Raw genomic sequence first — 14,630 nt, forward strand, 5'->3', positions numbered from 1 at the left:
AAGCGCGGCTTTCCGCGCCTGAAGGACGCTTCCGGCCTCGGCGCCTCGTATGCGAGGACAAGCCTATTCGTGGGGATGCGGCAGTGCGATCCGGAAGACGCCGCGGCTTGAGAATCTGCGCAGGGTCGCGGAAAGCCGACCGGCCCCGGATCGCCAAACGAAAAAAGCCCCGCCGGCAATGGCGGGGCTTTCCCTGCGGCGCGAGGCCGCCAACGGGGCCGGTGCGCTCAGCGCAGCGGCACGCCGGTCTTGCTCTCGATTTCCTCGCGGCTCACGCCGGGCGCGGTCTCGACCAGCTTCAGACCCTCGGCCGTCACGTCCAGCACCCCCAGATCCGTGATGATGCGATCGACCACGCCCACGCCCGTCAGCGGCAGAGAGCACGACGGCAGGATCTTGATGTCCTCGCCGCCATCCTTGCGCTTGGCGGTATGTTCCATCAGCACGATCACGCGGCCCACGCCGGCGACCAGGTCCATCGCGCCACCCATGCCCTTGACCATCTTGCCCGGAATCATCCAGTTGGCCAGGTCGCCCTTCTCGCTGACTTGCATCGCGCCGAGGATGGCGAGGTTGATATGGCCGCCGCGGATCATCGCGAAGGAATCGGCCGAGGAAAAGATCGACGAGCCCGGCAGCGTCGTCACGGTCTGCTTGCCGGCATTGATCATGTCGGCATCCACCTCGTCTTCGGTCGGGAACGGGCCGATGCCCAGCAGGCCATTCTCGGACTGGAGCCAGACCTCCATGCCCTCGGGCACATGGTTGGCGACCAGGGTCGGCAGGCCGATGCCCAGGTTCACGTAGAAGCCGTCTTCCAGTTCGCTGGCGGCGCGCGCCGCCATCTCGTCACGTGTCCATGCCATGATCTGTCTCCTTAGCGGGCTGCCGCGGCACGCACGGTGCGCTGCTCGATGCGTTTTTCGGGGCTGGCGTTCAGCACGATACGCTGCACGAAGATGCCTGGCGTATGCACGTCGTCCGGATCGATCTCACCCGTTTCGACGATCTGCTCGACCTCGGCGATGGTGACCTTGCCGGCCATCGCACACATCGGGTTGAAGTTGCGCGCGGTGCGGCGGAACACCAGGTTGCCGGCCTTGTCGGCCTTGTAGGCCTTGACCAGCGCCACGTCGGCCGTCAGGGAGCGTTCCATCACGTACTGCTCGCCGTCGAAGTCGCGGATTTCCTTGCCCTCGGCCACGATGGTGCCGACGCCGGTCTTCGTGAAGAAGGCGGGGATGCCGGCGCCGCCGGCGCGCAGCTTCTCGGCCAGCGTGCCTTGCGGCGTGAATTCCAGCTCCAGCTCGCCGGCCAGGTACTGGCGTTCGAACTCCTTGTTCTCGCCCACGTAGGACGCGATCATCTTGCGGATCTGGCGGGTGGCCAGCAGCTGGCCCAGCCCGAAGCCGTCCACGCCGGCGTTGTTGGAAATGCAGGTGAGTCCCTTGACGCCGCTGTCGCGCAGGGCCGCGATCAGCGCTTCCGGAATGCCGCACAAGCCGAAGCCGCCGACGGCAAGCGTCTGCCCGTCGCGCACCACGCCCGCGAGCGCCTCCGCGGCACTGGCGTAGACCTTGTTCATGCTTATCTCCTTCCTCGATGGGTTCCCGATCCGGACGCCGCCGAAAGCGGCAGGCGATGCCGGGAAGCATTATGACGGCTCGGCGGGGAAGCCGATATCGCGCCAGCCGGCGCAACCGCCGACGGTACAATCGGCAGGACCGGGCACGATCAGGCACGTTCGCCGTCCGCCGGCCGCGCACGACAGCATACGCAAGCGCCGCGTAATGCGCCAATACGTAGAAATACATAAGGACTCATGCCAGCCATCGACTACCAGACCGCCTTCCAGATGGCGCCCGTCGGCCTTGTGCTGTCGCGCGAGCGGATCATCGAGGACTGCAATGAAGAGGTGTGCCGGATCTTCGGTGCCACGCGCGAGGCGCTGCTCGGGCAATCCTTCCAGGTCCTTTACCCCACCCCGGACGAGTTCGAGCGCACCGGGGCGCGCATCGTGCCCATCATGAACGCCAAGGGGCTGTACTCGGACGAACGCATCATGAAGCGGGCCGGCGGAGAACTGTTCTGGTGCCACGTCACGGGGCGGGCGCTGGACCGCAAGCGTCCGCTGGGCGCCGGCATCTGGACCTTCGAGGACCTGTCGCAGAAGCGCGCCGTCACGGCCGAGCTGACCGCGCGCGAACGGGACATCGCGGCGCAGCTGGTGGAGGGCAAGACCAGCAAGCAGATCGGCAAGCTGCTGGCGATCAGCCCGCGCACGGTGGATATCTATCGCGCGCGGCTGATGAAGAAATACGGGGCCAGTACCTCGGTGGACCTGGTGCAGCGGCTGATCCACCAGTAGGCCAGCGCGGCCGCGCTCAGCCGGCCATCAGCTGGCGCAGCGCATCGGGCAGCGGCACCGATTTCTCGGCCGCGAAGTCCGACCATACGACCTTGGCGCCGCCCCTGGCATAGAGCACGTCGGGCTGATCGACGCGGCGGATTTCCGCTTCGGTCTCGAAACTGCTGCGCCCGGGCTGGCCGGCATACAGCCGGATCTCGATATCGCCGGGATAGCGGAGCTGGCGCAGGAAGTCCATCCGCGCATTGATGATCACCGGTCCCTGCCCGTTCGCGTCTCGGCCGCTGCGGCCGACGGACTCGAACCACGAGATGCGCGCCTGCTCCAGATAGCGGAAATAGACGGTGTTGTTGACATGGCCCATGGCGTCCATGTCGCCCCAGCGGATGGGCATGCGCAGCGTGAAGACGTGTTGCATGGCGGCTCGCTCCGGAAATTCGGGACAAAAAAAGTGGCGCGTCGCGCCACCCTGACTGCGGCCAAGGCGCGGCCGAGCGGCCGCGCCCCGCACCCTTCGCTCAGCGCTTGGCGATGGCCGCCTCGGCCTTGCCGACCAGGTCGGCGCCGATCTGCTTCTTCCACTTGTCGTAGACCTTGACGGTCGCCTTGCGGAAGGCATCGTGTTCGGCCGGCGTGAGCTGGGTCACCTTGACGCCATGCGCCTCCATGTCCTTCCATGCCGGCGCGCCCGGCTCGACCAGTCCCTTGCGGGCCAGTGCGATCTCCTGCTTGCCGGCGTCGATGGCGGCCTGCTTGACGATCTCGCGGTCGGCCGGCGTCCAGCTCTCCCAGATCTGCTTGTTGACCACGAAGATCAGCGGGTCGGCGACATAGCCCCAGGTCGTCACGAACTTCTGGCCCACGGTGTAGAGCTTGGCGGCGGCGAACACCGACTGCGGGTTCTCCTGGCCATCGACCGCGCCGGAGGCCATCGCCGGCTGCGCATCGGCCCAGCTCATCTGCGTCGGGTTGGCACCCAGCGCGTTGAAGGTCTCGATATACAGCGGGGAGCCCACCACCCGCAGCTTCAGGCCCTTGAGGTCTTCCGGCTTGCGGATCTCGCGCTTGGAGTTCGACACCTCGCGGAAGCCGTTCTCGCCCCAGGCGAGCGGCACCACGCCGGCCTTCTCCAGCGTCGTGAACAGCGACTTGCCGACTTCGCCCTGCGTCAGCGCGTCCAGCGCCTTGTAGTCGGGCATCAGGAACGGCAGCGAGAACAGGTTCAGTTCCTTGACCTGCGGCGACCAGTTGATGGTCGAGCCGATCGCCATGTCGATCACGCCCTGGCGGATCGCGGAAAACTCGCGGGTCTGGTCGCCGGCCACCAGCGAGGTGCCCGGGTACAGCTTGATATTGATGCGGCCGTTGGTGCGCTGGCGCACCAGGTCGGCCCAGATCTCGCCGCCCTTGCCCCACGGGAAGGCGGGGCCCAGCACCAGCGACATCTTGTATTCGGCCTTGTAGGTCTGCGCCATCGCGCCGGCGGGCGCCAGGGCGGCGGCGGCCAGCGTGGCGGCCAGGGAAAGCATCAGGGCACGGCGTTTCATTGTCTTCGTTCTCCTCTTGCGGATCGTCGTTGTCGGACTTGTTGGTTTGGGTTCGTTTGGTGCTGGTGCAGGCCCTTGCGGGCCGGTCAGTAACCGAGCTTCTCGGGCAGCCACAACGCCAGCGGCGGATAGGCGAGCACCATCAGCATCGCGATGAACATGGCGAGCAGCATCCAGATTACCCACGGCACGGTCTGCTCCATGCGCACCCGGGCGATCCGGCACGACACCATCAGGTTGACCGCCAGCGGCGGCGTGAACTGGCCAAGTGCCACCTTCAGCGTCAGCACCACGCCGAACCAGACCGGATTCCACTGGAAGGCATTGGCGATGGGCAGCAGCAGCGGCACGAAGATCAGGAAGATGGAGATGCCGTCGAGGAACATGCCGACGGTCATCAGCAGCAGCACGATCAGCGCGAGCACGCCGTATTCGCCCAGCCCCGACGTGGCGATGGCCTGGGCCAGCGGATCGATCACGCCGAGCGTGGACAGCGCGTAAGCGAAGATGCCGGCCAGCGCGACCACCAGCAGGATCACCGCCGAGGTCTCGGCGGCTTCCTGGAAGATCACGAACAGGTCGCGCATGCCGATCGAGCGATAGACGACCATGCCGACGAACAGGCCATAGACCACCGCCACCACCGCGGCTTCGGTCGGCGTGAACCAGCCGGCACGCATGCCGCCGAGGATCAGGAACGGCGCGAACAGGCCCCAGGCCGCCTCGCGCAGGCTGCGCCAGAACGGCGGGCGCGGCAGGTCGGCCTCGATGGCGCCCATCCGGTGCCTGCGCGCGAGCCAGACGGCCGGCACGATCAGCGCCACGCCAGCGAGGATGCCGGGGATCATGCCGGCAGCGAACAGCGCCGGCACCGACGCGCCCGGCACCAGCACACTGTAGATGATGAAGGCAACCGAAGGGGGAATCAGGATATCGGTGGCGGCCGCGGCGCCGACCACGGCCGCGCTGTAGGCGCCCGGATAGCCGGCGCGCGACATCGCCGCGATCATCACGCCGCCCACGGCCGCCGCATTGGCCGGGCCCGAACCGGAGATGCCGCCGAGGAACATGGCGACCAGGATGGCCACCAGCGGCAGCATGCCCGGGCCGCGTCCGACCACGGCGATGGCGAACGTGACCAGCCGCTGCGCCACGCCGGAGCGATCGAAGATCGACCCCACCAGCACGAACATCGGGATGGCCAGCAGCGGATACTTGGCCAGGCCCGCGTAGAAATTCTGCGGCACGGCCAGCAGGCCGAACATCTGCGTATCGAGATTGGACAGGCCGATGGCGATCAGCCCGCCCAGGCCCAGCGCAACGCCGATCGGCACGCCGAGCAGCATCAGGCCAATGAAGACGACGAAGAGGACGATGGCGACCAGCGTCATGGCCGGCCTCCCGTGGTGGTGTCGCCGGCCACGCGCGCGGCATGCAGCGCCTTGAGCGCCCGCACGTTGCGCAGCGCCAGCGCCAGCGCCCGCAGCGAGATGCCCGCCGAGAGCACCGGCAGCCAGACCGAATACCACCAGCTTGGCACGCCGATGCCGGGAGTGGTCTCGCCGAAGGTGTATTCGTCCCACGTCACGCGCGCGCCGAGCACCGCCAGCGCGATGAACATCACCGCCACGGCCAGCGCCGACACGATGGCCAGGCGCTTCTGGCGCGCGGCGCTGCCACGTTCGAAGAAGTACTCGATACGGATATTGCGATCGCGCGCCACGGCGGCGCTGCCGGCGACCAGGGCCAGCACGATCATCAGGAAGACCGAGAACTCCTCGGTCCAGGCGAAGGACTCGTCGGTCAGGTAGCGCACCACCACGTTGGCGAACGTGATGGCCACCAGCAGCGCCATCACGATGACGCCGATCCAGTCCTCGATGCGCGGGCTGATCCTGAACTCGGCGTCCCGCGCCTCATCGGCGGCTTCGGGGATGACGGCCGAGTCGACCAGGTGTTGCGGCACGGCTTCGCGCCGTGGCTCCCGTTGTTGCTCCATTTGCCCGGCCTCCGGTCCGGTTCGCGCGTGCCGGCGTGCGGCCGCGTCGATTGTCGTTCTGTGCCACGCGCGAGGCGTGAAAATGCCAGTGAATTATGCCCAAGCTGGATGGGCGCGCACACCTCCATAACCCTGACGGGATGGCAGGCAAGGGAGATGGCGTAGCGCAATGGCCGGAAAGCCCGAGGGGACCGGATAAGCCCCGGGCCGAGACCCTGCCCCGCTTCTGACGGGGCAATGGCGGGCCAATTCGCGCGATTGGCGCGCTGCGGCGCCCTGTGGCGGACAGCGCGGCCCGCTTTATACCATACCGTCGTCGGCAGTGATCACGGCGCCGTTGATGAACTGCGACTGGTCGGAGGCGAGCAGCAGCAACAGGCCGTCGAGGTCTTCGGGCTTGCCCAGGCGCTTGCGCGGCAGCATCTGGATCAGCTTCTGGCCGGCGTCGCTTTCCCAGTGGTGATGGTTGATATCGGTGTCGATATAGCCGGGGCAGATCGCGTTGGTATTGATGCCGTGGCGGGCCCACTCCAGCGCCATCGCCTTGGTCATATGGACCACCGACGCCTTGCTCATGCAATAGACGCCGATCTGCGACAGCACCTTCAGGCCCGCCACCGAAGCGATATTGACGATGCGCGACTGCGGCAGCGGATTGCCGTTCTTCTCCGCGCCCTTGGCGCGGGCGATCATGCGCTTGGCCACTTCCTGCGCGACGAAGAAGGCGCCGCGCGTATTGGTGTCGAAGACGAAATCGAAGTCGTCGGGCGTCACCTCGGTGAGCCGCTGCGTGGTGGAGACGCCGGAGTTGTTGACCAGGATATCGATCGCGCCGGCCTCGGTCTCCGCATGGGCGACCGCGGAGCGGATGCTGTCGAAGTCGGTGACATCGAGCCGCACCACATGGGCGCTGCCGCCGTCGGCCTCGATTTCGGCGCGCAGCTCCTTGAGCCGCTCGGTACGGCGCGAGGCCAGCACCACCTTGGCGCCGGCCGCGGCCAGCACATGGGCGAAGCGCGTGCCCAGCCCGCTCGACGCGCCGGTGACCAGCGCGACCTTGCCTTCGAGATTGATCGACAAACCCATATTGACCTCTGCTTTGGAGAGGCGCGCCGCCCGGCTTCGGACCGCCCGCGCGCATGGCTCTCCGGGGAAAAACCGGCTACGAAAATCCGAAGCCAGCATATCAAAAAAAAGAACGAGCGTTCCAAAAAATGTCTTGCCTGAGGGTGTCGACTCCCGGACAATGCCGGAGATTCTAAGAACTCGGGCCACAAAGGGGAAGCACAAATTGCTTCGAACCCGCCCGGTTCGGCGGCAAAGAACACCGCATCTCCCACAATCGCTACCAAGCCAGAATACATAGAAGGGTTTAGAGACAATGGATCAGCAACAGCTCGTCGAGCAGTTCGGCCCCCGCGAATCCATGGAATACGATGTCGTCATCGTCGGCGGTGGTCCCGCCGGCCTGTCGACCGCCATCCGCCTGAAGCAGCTTGCCCAGGAAAAGGGCACCGAGGTCAATGTCTGCGTGCTGGAAAAAGGCTCGGAGCCGGGCGCGCACATTCTCTCGGGCGCGATCATGGACCCGCGCGCGCTGACCGAACTGCTGCCGAACTGGAAGGAACTGGGCGCGCCGCTGAACCAGCCCGTCACGGAAGACAAGTTCCTGTTCCTCGACGAGACGAAGTCCAAGAGCACCCCCAACGCCCTGCTGCCGGAGTGCTTCCATAACGAGGGCAACTACATCGTCAGCCTCTCGAACTTCGTGCGCTGGCTGGGCCAGCAGGCCGAGGCGCTGGGCGTCGAGATCTTCCCCGGCTTCCCGGCCGCCGAGGTGCTGTACAACGAGGACGGCTCGGTCAAGGGCGTGGCCACGGGCAATCTCGGCATCTCCAAGGAAGGGGAGCCCACCGACAACTTCCAGCTCGGCATGGAGCTGCACGCCAAGTACACGATCTTCGCCGAAGGCTCGCGCGGCCATCTGGGCCGCCAGCTGCTGGCCAAGTTCCAGTTGGAGGCCGGCAAGGACCCGCAGAGCTACGGCATCGGCCTGAAGGAGCTGTGGGAGATCGATCCGGCCAAGCATCAGCCCGGCCTGGTGGTGCACACCGCCGGCTGGCCGCTCGATCCGGCCACCTACGGCGGCTCGTTCCTCTATCACATGGAGGACAACAAGGTCGCGGTGGGCTTTGTGGTGGGCCTGGACTACACCAATCCGTGGCTGTCGCCGTTCGAGGAATTCCAGCGCTTCAAGACCCACCCCGAGATCCGCACGTACTTCGAGGGCGGCAAGCGCATTGGCTACGGCGCGCGCGCCATCACCGCGGGCGGCCTGCTGTCGCTGCCCAAGACCGTCTTCCCGGGCGGCGCGCTGGTCGGCTGCGACGCGGGCTACCTGAACGCCTCGCGCATCAAGGGCAGCCACGCCGCGATCAAGACCGGCATGCTGGCAGCCGAGGCCGCGTTCGACGCGCTGCAGGCGGGCCGCCAGCACGACGAACTGACCGCCTACCCGGCGGCCTTCGAGAACAGCTGGCTGTACAAGGAACTGCTGCAGGCAAAGAACTTCAAGCAGTGGTTCAAGAAGGGCCGCACCACCGCCACGCTGATGACCGGCATCGAGCAATGGCTGCTGCCCAAGCTCGGCATCCGCAATCCGCCGTGGACCCTGCATCGGGAAAAGGCCGACCACCTGTACTTGAAGCCGGCGGCGGAGTGCGAGCGCATCGCCTACCCGAAGCCCGATGGGAAGTTGACGTTCGACCGCCTGAGCTCGGTCTTCATCAGCAACACCAATCACGAGGAAAACCAGCCGGCCCACCTGACGCTGAAGGACCCGAGCGTGCCGGTGGAGATCAACTGGGACAAGTTCGCCGGCCCCGAGAGCCGTTACTGCCCGGCGGGCGTGTACGAGTTCGTGCAGAACGAGGAAGGCAAGGAGCGGCTGCAGATCAATGCCCAGAACTGCGTCCACTGCAAGACGTGCGATATCAAGGACCCGACGCAGAACATCGTGTGGGTGACGCCGGAAGGCGGCGGCGGGCCGAACTACGTCGGCATGTAAGCGCCACCGTCCCGCTCCCAAGGCACCGCTCGCGGTGCCTTTTTTATTGCACGGACCGGCCGTTGGCGCGCACGCAACAGTGTCCGCCTTTCCCCTCTTTTCTCCGTATTTGCCCGCGCGGGTGCCGTGCTACGCTTCGCGCCGACCCTGGTCAACGGGTGATCCCGGGTCGGTACTGCACGACGACGAGCGTCCGCGAAAAGGACGCCGCGCAACATCGAAGCGCTTCAGACGGGAGTGAGGGATGAGAACGATCCAGCAATGGTCGCTGGCCATGGCGATGGCCGGCGCAGTGGCGGGCTGCGGCGGCGACCGCGACAGGAATGAGCCGGCACCGGTGCCGCCGGAAACCGCGCCGGCGCAGCGCACCGTCGCGGTGCAGCCCCATCTGGGCTCGGTCGCGAACGCCCCTGTGTGGGTGACCAACCTCTCGGGCGTCCTGCTGGGACAGGGCACGGTCGGCAGCGATGGCCTGGCCGCGATCGTGCTCACGCCCCCCGCCAACACCGACCCTTGCGGCCCGGCCTTCATTACCGTGGGCGGCGCCGACTCGGCGACCTACTTCAACGAGGCCACCGGGCTGCGCGAGGCCCTGCCGTCGAGCTTCCGCATGCAGACGGTGGCGCCGGACGTATGCGGCATCCAGGCCCCGGTGTCGGTGTCGCCGCTGGACGAGATCGCGCTGGGACTGGCCAACGAGAAGGCCGTGCGCCTGCAGGAACTGCGCGCGCGGCAAGAGGAGGCGATGGCCGCGCACCGGGAGGAAGCCGCCGCGCTGCGCCAGCAGATCTCCGACCTGATCGCCCAGGTCATGGGCGAAAACCGTCTCGTGATCGCTGGCGTGCTCGGCCTGACGGGCGGCGCCGGCATGCTGGCGCCCACGCCGATCGGCGCGCCGGTGACCCACCTGCCCAGCACCGCCGCGGGCGAAGCCGCCGCGGTACTGCACGCCATGGCGCAGGCGCGCCAGAAGATGGCCAGGCTGTCGGCACCCCTGTCGAATTCCCCGATGGTACCCACGTCCATTTCCGAGTGGACCCCCAAACTGGTGGAAATGCAGGTCGCGCTGCTGATCCAGGCGATGCAGAGCCAGAACACGGGCACGGCGGACCGGCAGTCGCTGCTCGCCCTCGCCGGCCGTCTCGAGGCAGGGCAGTATCTGGCCAAGGCGGGGCCGAGCCTGGCCGCGGCGAATATCGGTTCCAGCATCAAGGGCATCGTGGACGATTCCAATGCGCTGATGCTGGCCACCATGGACAACCCGCCCGACCTCGCGGCCCGCGCCGCCGGCGCCGCGGCGCTGGAGCCGGTCGCCAGCATGGACCTGGGCGCGGTGATGCGGGGCGCGATGGCGCCGCTGCTGCTGCGCACGGAGCCGGCATCGCGGTGGGAGGCGGCGCTGGCACAGGGCCACGTCGAGTACACATGCGCCGTCGGCGCGCTGTCCCAAGGCAAGGTGGCCATCGACTATCTGGACATGGACAACAGCGGCACGCTGAACAACGGCGACCGCTTCGACATCGCCTATGACAACTGCCTGACGGCGGATCCGCTGGCGGGCCTGACGGTGGCCAGGCAGGGCACCATGCAGGTCGTCTACCACGCCGCCGACCCGGGCGCGCCGGTGCCTGACGTGCGCGGCCATGTCACGTTCGACGTGGTCTTCAACGCGCCGCATGCGGAAGGCACGATGCCGTCGATGCTGTTCGCCGCGCGCGGTTCGTGGATCGACCGGCTGGCCTTCGCCAATCCGGGCGACACGGGCACGCCGCTGACGCCGGGCGCTGCGCCGGCGGTCATGGTGCAGAGCTCGTACTTCGAGATCATGCAGGCCGGCAACTACATCATGACCCAGGGCATCTCGGCGCGGCTCGACACGACGCCGGGCTTCGGCGACGGCACGGGCGCGGCGGCGCTGGACGTGCGCGGCATGAGCGGCGGCGTGGTGTTCGACACGGCCACGCCGATGGTCTTCACCGCCACGCCGACGAGCGGCGCCACGCTGACCAGCGGCGGGCTCGAATACCATCGCGAGTTCGGCGTGCCGGGCAGCGGCACGCTCGGGATCGGCACGGCGGGCACGATTCGCACCGCTCTGACCGACAGCGCCGGCACGACGACCGTGCGGGCGCTGCCGTTGACGACGTTGTTGACGGCGTATCTGACGCGGTAAGCGCAGGTTGGTGGGATTGGGGGCGGTCACCCTCACCCCCGGCCCCTCTCCCGCATGCGGGAGAGGGGAGAACACCGAGAGCATTGGCAGCGCTGGTGGTTTGCTCCCGTCTCCCGCCAGCGGGAGAGGGGTCGGGGGTGAGGGTGACCGCCACCACGACGCAGGTCCTTCCCCCAACCAACACCGTCTGGAAAACCCGGGGTTAAATCGAACGGACACCCGCCGTACCATAGCCTCCACTAAAAAAACCACGCGCCCGGCGCGCACAGGAGGCAACATGGACCGTCGACAGTTTCTCGTCGCCGCGGGGGCCTCGGCCACCGCGGCCATTGCACCGCAGGCCTGGGCGCAGGCACCCGAATGGCCCGGCCGGGCGATCCGGATGGTGGTGGCCTATCCGCCCGGCGGCGGCACCGACGTGGTGGCGCGGCTGTTCGCCGACTACCTGGGCAAGGCCATCGGCCAGTCCGTGGTGGTGGAAAACAAGCCCGGCGGCGCCACCATTCCCGCGACGCAGGACGTGATCCGCGCGAAGCCGGACGGCCATACCCTGCTGGTCACGCTCGGTTCCTCCGCCACCTCGGGCGCCCATATCAACCGCGTTCCCTACGATCCGCTGACCGACCTGACGGCCCTGGCGGAGATCGGACGCGCGCCTGTCGTGTTCGTCGCCAACAAGGACGCGCCCTATTCCTCGCTGAAGGAACTGATCGCTTACTCGAAGGCCAATCCCACCAAGCCGATCCATTCGGCGTCCTACGGCCCCGGCACCTCGTCGCACTTCGGCCCGCTGCTGTTCAACCGCCTCGCCGGCACGCATCTGGAGCCGGTGCTGTACAAGGGCTCGGCGCCCGCCACCCAGGATCTGGTCGGCGGCGTGGTGCCGCTGATGATCGACGGGCTGACCACCGGCGTGCCGCTGTACCAGGCGGGCAAGACCAAGGTGCTGGCGACCACCATACCGGAGCGCTCGGACCTGGCGCCCGGCGCACCGACCTTCCGCGAACTGGGCTTTCCCGAGATGGAACGGCTGAGCGGCTACTTTGCGCTGTTCGGTCCCAAGGACATGCCCAAGGCAACCACCGATGCGGTGTCCGTCGCCGCGCGCAAGGTGCTGGCCGATCCCACCTATCACCAGCGCCTGGCCGGCATCGGCGTGCTGCCGCCCAAGGCCATCACGCCCGAGGCGTTCGCCGCGCAGATCAAGACCGACCATGCGCGCTGGGGCCAGTTCATCAAGGACATCGGCTTCAAGATCGAAGGCCAGTAGGACGCTGGCCTCAGGGGCGCGCCGTTTTGCGCGCCGGCGTCTTGCGCGGCGCCTTGCGCGCCGCCAACCGGGGCCGCCCCGCCACCACCTCCGCGGACGCGGCGCGAAGGCATTCGATCAGCTGCTCCGCGCTCGCGGTCAGGTGCCGCCCGCGCAGCGTGATGATGCCCAGCGGCGGCAGGCTGAGCGGCACGTCCAGGGCCAGCACCTCGAACATGCCCTCGCGCGCGAAATGCCGCCCCACCGATTCGGCGAGAAACCCCGCCGCACCGCGCTGCGTGACATAGCTGGACAGCGCCAGATACGACGAAGACTCCATCAGGTCGGCCGGGGGATGCACGCCGTGGCGGTAGAACTCCTGCTCGATCTTGACCCGCAGCGAGGCCCACGGCGGCGGCAGCACGCACGGCATCGCCGCGAGGTCGGCCCAGCCGGGCCGGGCCTTGCGCGCCAGCGGATGGCCGCGCCGGACCACCGCCACCATCGCCTCCTCGTAGAGCGGCTCGGTCAGCAGGTCCGGCGCCGCATAGCCCGGCTCCAGCCGCGCCACGATCACGTCCAGTTCGGCCAGCCGCAGCTTGGGCAGCAGATGGGTCAGGTCGCCCTCCTCCACCAGCACCGTGGCCTGCGCGGCGCGTTCCTTCAGCAGTCCGATCGCTCGCATCAGCAGCACCGGCAGCGCGGCCCCCATCGAGCCGATGCGCGTGCGCCCGGTGGCGCCGCTGGCCACCGCCTCGATCTCGTCGCGCGTGGTCTCGTACTGCGCCAGCACCGTGCGCGCGAAGCGCACCAGCGAATCGCCGGCCGGCGTGGGCTCGGTGCCGCGCGTCGAGCGCGTAAACAGCGTGAGCCCCAGCATCTTCTCCACTTCGGTCAGCACCTTGGAGACCGCGGGCTGGCTCACCGACAGAAATTCCGCGGTGCGCCCGAGGTGGCGGAATTCGTCCAGCGCCACCAGCAGCTGCAGATGGCGTAGCTTGATGTTGGAGCGCAGCGCGCGGTCGATATGGGCCATGCGGCAGTCTACCTAACCGAAAGGTTATGAAGCAATTCCCATCTTTGATTGGATTGTTATGTGGGCGCTGGCGACAATCCGGGCACGGCGGGCGACCCACGGCAACTCGCGTGCATCGCAGTACGTCCGCCCCACGATATCTATAACGATGCGAGGAAGACACATGACGCAACGATTCCCCACCGATGCGGGACGCCGCCGCTTTCTGATCGGCAGCGCGGCCACCGCCGCCGCGGCCGCCACCGGCACCGCTGGCCTGATGCTCCCGTTCTCCAGCCGCGCCGGCCAGTATCCCGAACGCCCCATCACGTTTATCTGCCCGTGGGCCGTCGGCGGCACCGCCGACCAGTCGATGCGCGCGCTGTGCCAGGTCGCCAGCGGCATCCTGAAGCAGTCCATCGTGGTGGAGAACCGCGCCGGCGCGTCGGGCATGATCGGCACCAAGGCGTTGGCGCGCGCCACGCCCGACGGCTACACCATCGGCCAGATCCCGATCTCGGTGACCCGCTTCTCGCAATTGGGCATGCTGCAACTGGACCCGCGCACCGAGCTGACCTATCTGGCACGCACCTCGGGCCAGACCTTCGGCATCGCGGTGCCCGCCGCGTCGCCCTACAAGACGCTGCGCGACGTGGTGGCCGCGGCCAAGGCCGACCCCGGCAAGCTGACCTATGGCCACGCGGGCATCGGTGGCGCCACGCATGTCGGCATGGAGGAATTCGCGCTGGCCGCCGGCATCAAGTTCAATGGCGTGGCCTACAAGGGCGGCGCCGCCGCGCTGCAGGACGTGCTGGCCGGACAGGTCGACATGCTGGCCGACTCCAGCTCGTGGGCCCCGCATGTGGAGGCCGGCAAGATGCGCCTGCTCGCGACCTGGGGCGAGCAGCGCACGCCGCGCTTCAAGGACACGCCGACGCTGAAGGAGCTGGGCTTCAACGTGGTGGTCGAAGCGCCCAACGGCATCGGCGCGCCCAAGGGGCTCGACCCCGCCGTGGAAAAGACGCTGCGCGACGCGTTCCGCGCCGCCGTGGCGAGCAACGAGTTCAGGCAGGTGGCGGCCCGCATCGACGCGCCGATCATGTACCTGGACGGTCCCGACTACAAGAAGTACGTCAGCACGGTCTACGACCAGGAAACTCAGCTGATCCAGCGCCTCAAGCTCAAAGAGATGCTGCAACAAGGTTGATGGCA

13 protein-coding genes are annotated in these 14,630 nt (G+C 67.7%); 5 read left to right on the forward strand and 8 right to left on the reverse strand.

The window, feature by feature from the left end; genetic code table 11:
* Positions 1–227 precede the first annotated feature (227 nt).
* Together LDO27_RS10050 and LDO27_RS10055 are read right to left on the reverse strand one after the other, a co-directional pair.
* Entirely contained in the window at positions 228–866 is a 639-nt protein-coding gene (locus LDO27_RS10050) for a CoA transferase subunit B (RefSeq protein WP_224041509.1), read from the reverse strand.
* 11 nt (positions 867–877) lie between these two features.
* A complete protein-coding gene (locus LDO27_RS10055) occupies positions 878–1,585 on the reverse strand; it encodes a CoA transferase subunit A (protein WP_222201305.1) in 708 nt (235 codons plus the stop codon).
* A 237-nt stretch (positions 1,586–1,822) separates the two neighbouring features.
* On the opposite strand from LDO27_RS10055, the gene LDO27_RS10060 reads away from it, so the two are divergent.
* On the forward strand, positions 1,823–2,368 hold the full coding sequence (locus tag LDO27_RS10060; protein WP_224041511.1) for a PAS and helix-turn-helix domain-containing protein: 546 nt from the start codon (positions 1,823–1,825) through the stop codon (positions 2,366–2,368).
* Between the two features lie 16 nt (positions 2,369–2,384).
* Here the strand turns inward: LDO27_RS10060 and LDO27_RS10065 are convergent, their stop codons facing one another.
* From LDO27_RS10065 to LDO27_RS10085, 5 genes are all read right to left on the reverse strand, one after another.
* Positions 2,385–2,786 carry an acyl-CoA thioesterase gene (locus tag LDO27_RS10065; RefSeq protein ID WP_222201307.1) on the reverse strand — a complete coding sequence of 134 codons (402 nt, stop codon included), beginning with the start codon at positions 2,784–2,786 and terminating at the stop codon, positions 2,385–2,387.
* A gap of 100 nt (positions 2,787–2,886) precedes the next feature.
* A complete protein-coding gene (locus tag LDO27_RS10070) occupies positions 2,887–3,915 on the reverse strand; it encodes a DctP family TRAP transporter solute-binding subunit (protein WP_222201308.1) in 1,029 nt (342 codons plus the stop codon).
* A gap of 86 nt (positions 3,916–4,001) precedes the next feature.
* Positions 4,002–5,306, reverse strand: a complete 1,305-nt coding sequence (locus LDO27_RS10075; RefSeq protein WP_222201309.1) for a TRAP transporter large permease — start codon at positions 5,304–5,306, stop codon at positions 4,002–4,004.
* Positions 5,303–5,914, reverse strand: coding sequence for a TRAP transporter small permease (locus LDO27_RS10080; protein WP_224041513.1), 612 nt, complete (start codon positions 5,912–5,914; stop codon positions 5,303–5,305). Before LDO27_RS10080 ends, LDO27_RS10075 begins: the two co-directional genes overlap by 4 nt.
* A 300-nt stretch (positions 5,915–6,214) precedes the next feature.
* Positions 6,215–7,000 (reverse strand): SDR family oxidoreductase, encoded by a 786-nt coding sequence (locus LDO27_RS10085; RefSeq protein WP_222201311.1) that lies wholly within the window; start codon positions 6,998–7,000, stop codon positions 6,215–6,217.
* Positions 7,001–7,295: 295 nt separating this feature from the next.
* On the opposite strand from LDO27_RS10085, the gene LDO27_RS10090 reads away from it, so the two are divergent.
* The 3 genes from LDO27_RS10090 to LDO27_RS10100 all read left to right on the forward strand — a co-directional run bounded on the left by LDO27_RS10090 (position 7,296) and on the right by LDO27_RS10100 (position 12,424).
* Positions 7,296–8,981 (forward strand): electron transfer flavoprotein-ubiquinone oxidoreductase, encoded by a 1,686-nt coding sequence (locus LDO27_RS10090; protein WP_224041515.1) that lies wholly within the window; start codon positions 7,296–7,298, stop codon positions 8,979–8,981.
* Positions 8,982–9,225: 244 nt separating this feature from the next.
* A complete protein-coding gene (locus LDO27_RS10095) occupies positions 9,226–11,154 on the forward strand; it encodes a hypothetical protein (protein WP_224041517.1) in 1,929 nt (642 codons plus the stop codon).
* Positions 11,155–11,431: 277 nt separating this feature from the next.
* The gene (locus tag LDO27_RS10100; RefSeq protein ID WP_224041519.1) at positions 11,432–12,424 is read left to right on the forward strand and encodes a Bug family tripartite tricarboxylate transporter substrate binding protein; all 993 of its coding nucleotides are present in this window, start codon (positions 11,432–11,434) and stop codon (positions 12,422–12,424) included.
* A gap of 10 nt (positions 12,425–12,434) precedes the next feature.
* Here the strand turns inward: LDO27_RS10100 and LDO27_RS10105 are convergent, their stop codons facing one another.
* On the reverse strand, positions 12,435–13,439 hold the full coding sequence (locus tag LDO27_RS10105; protein ID WP_224041521.1) for a LysR substrate-binding domain-containing protein: 1,005 nt from the start codon (positions 13,437–13,439) through the stop codon (positions 12,435–12,437).
* A gap of 163 nt (positions 13,440–13,602) precedes the next feature.
* On the opposite strand from LDO27_RS10105, the gene LDO27_RS10110 reads away from it, so the two are divergent.
* Entirely contained in the window at positions 13,603–14,625 is a 1,023-nt protein-coding gene (locus LDO27_RS10110; RefSeq protein ID WP_224041523.1) for a tripartite tricarboxylate transporter substrate binding protein, read from the forward strand.
* Positions 14,626–14,630 lie beyond the last annotated feature (5 nt).

This window comes from Cupriavidus respiraculi, from assembly GCF_914271545.1.
Taxonomy (GTDB): Bacteria; Pseudomonadota; Gammaproteobacteria; order Burkholderiales; family Burkholderiaceae; genus Cupriavidus; species Cupriavidus respiraculi.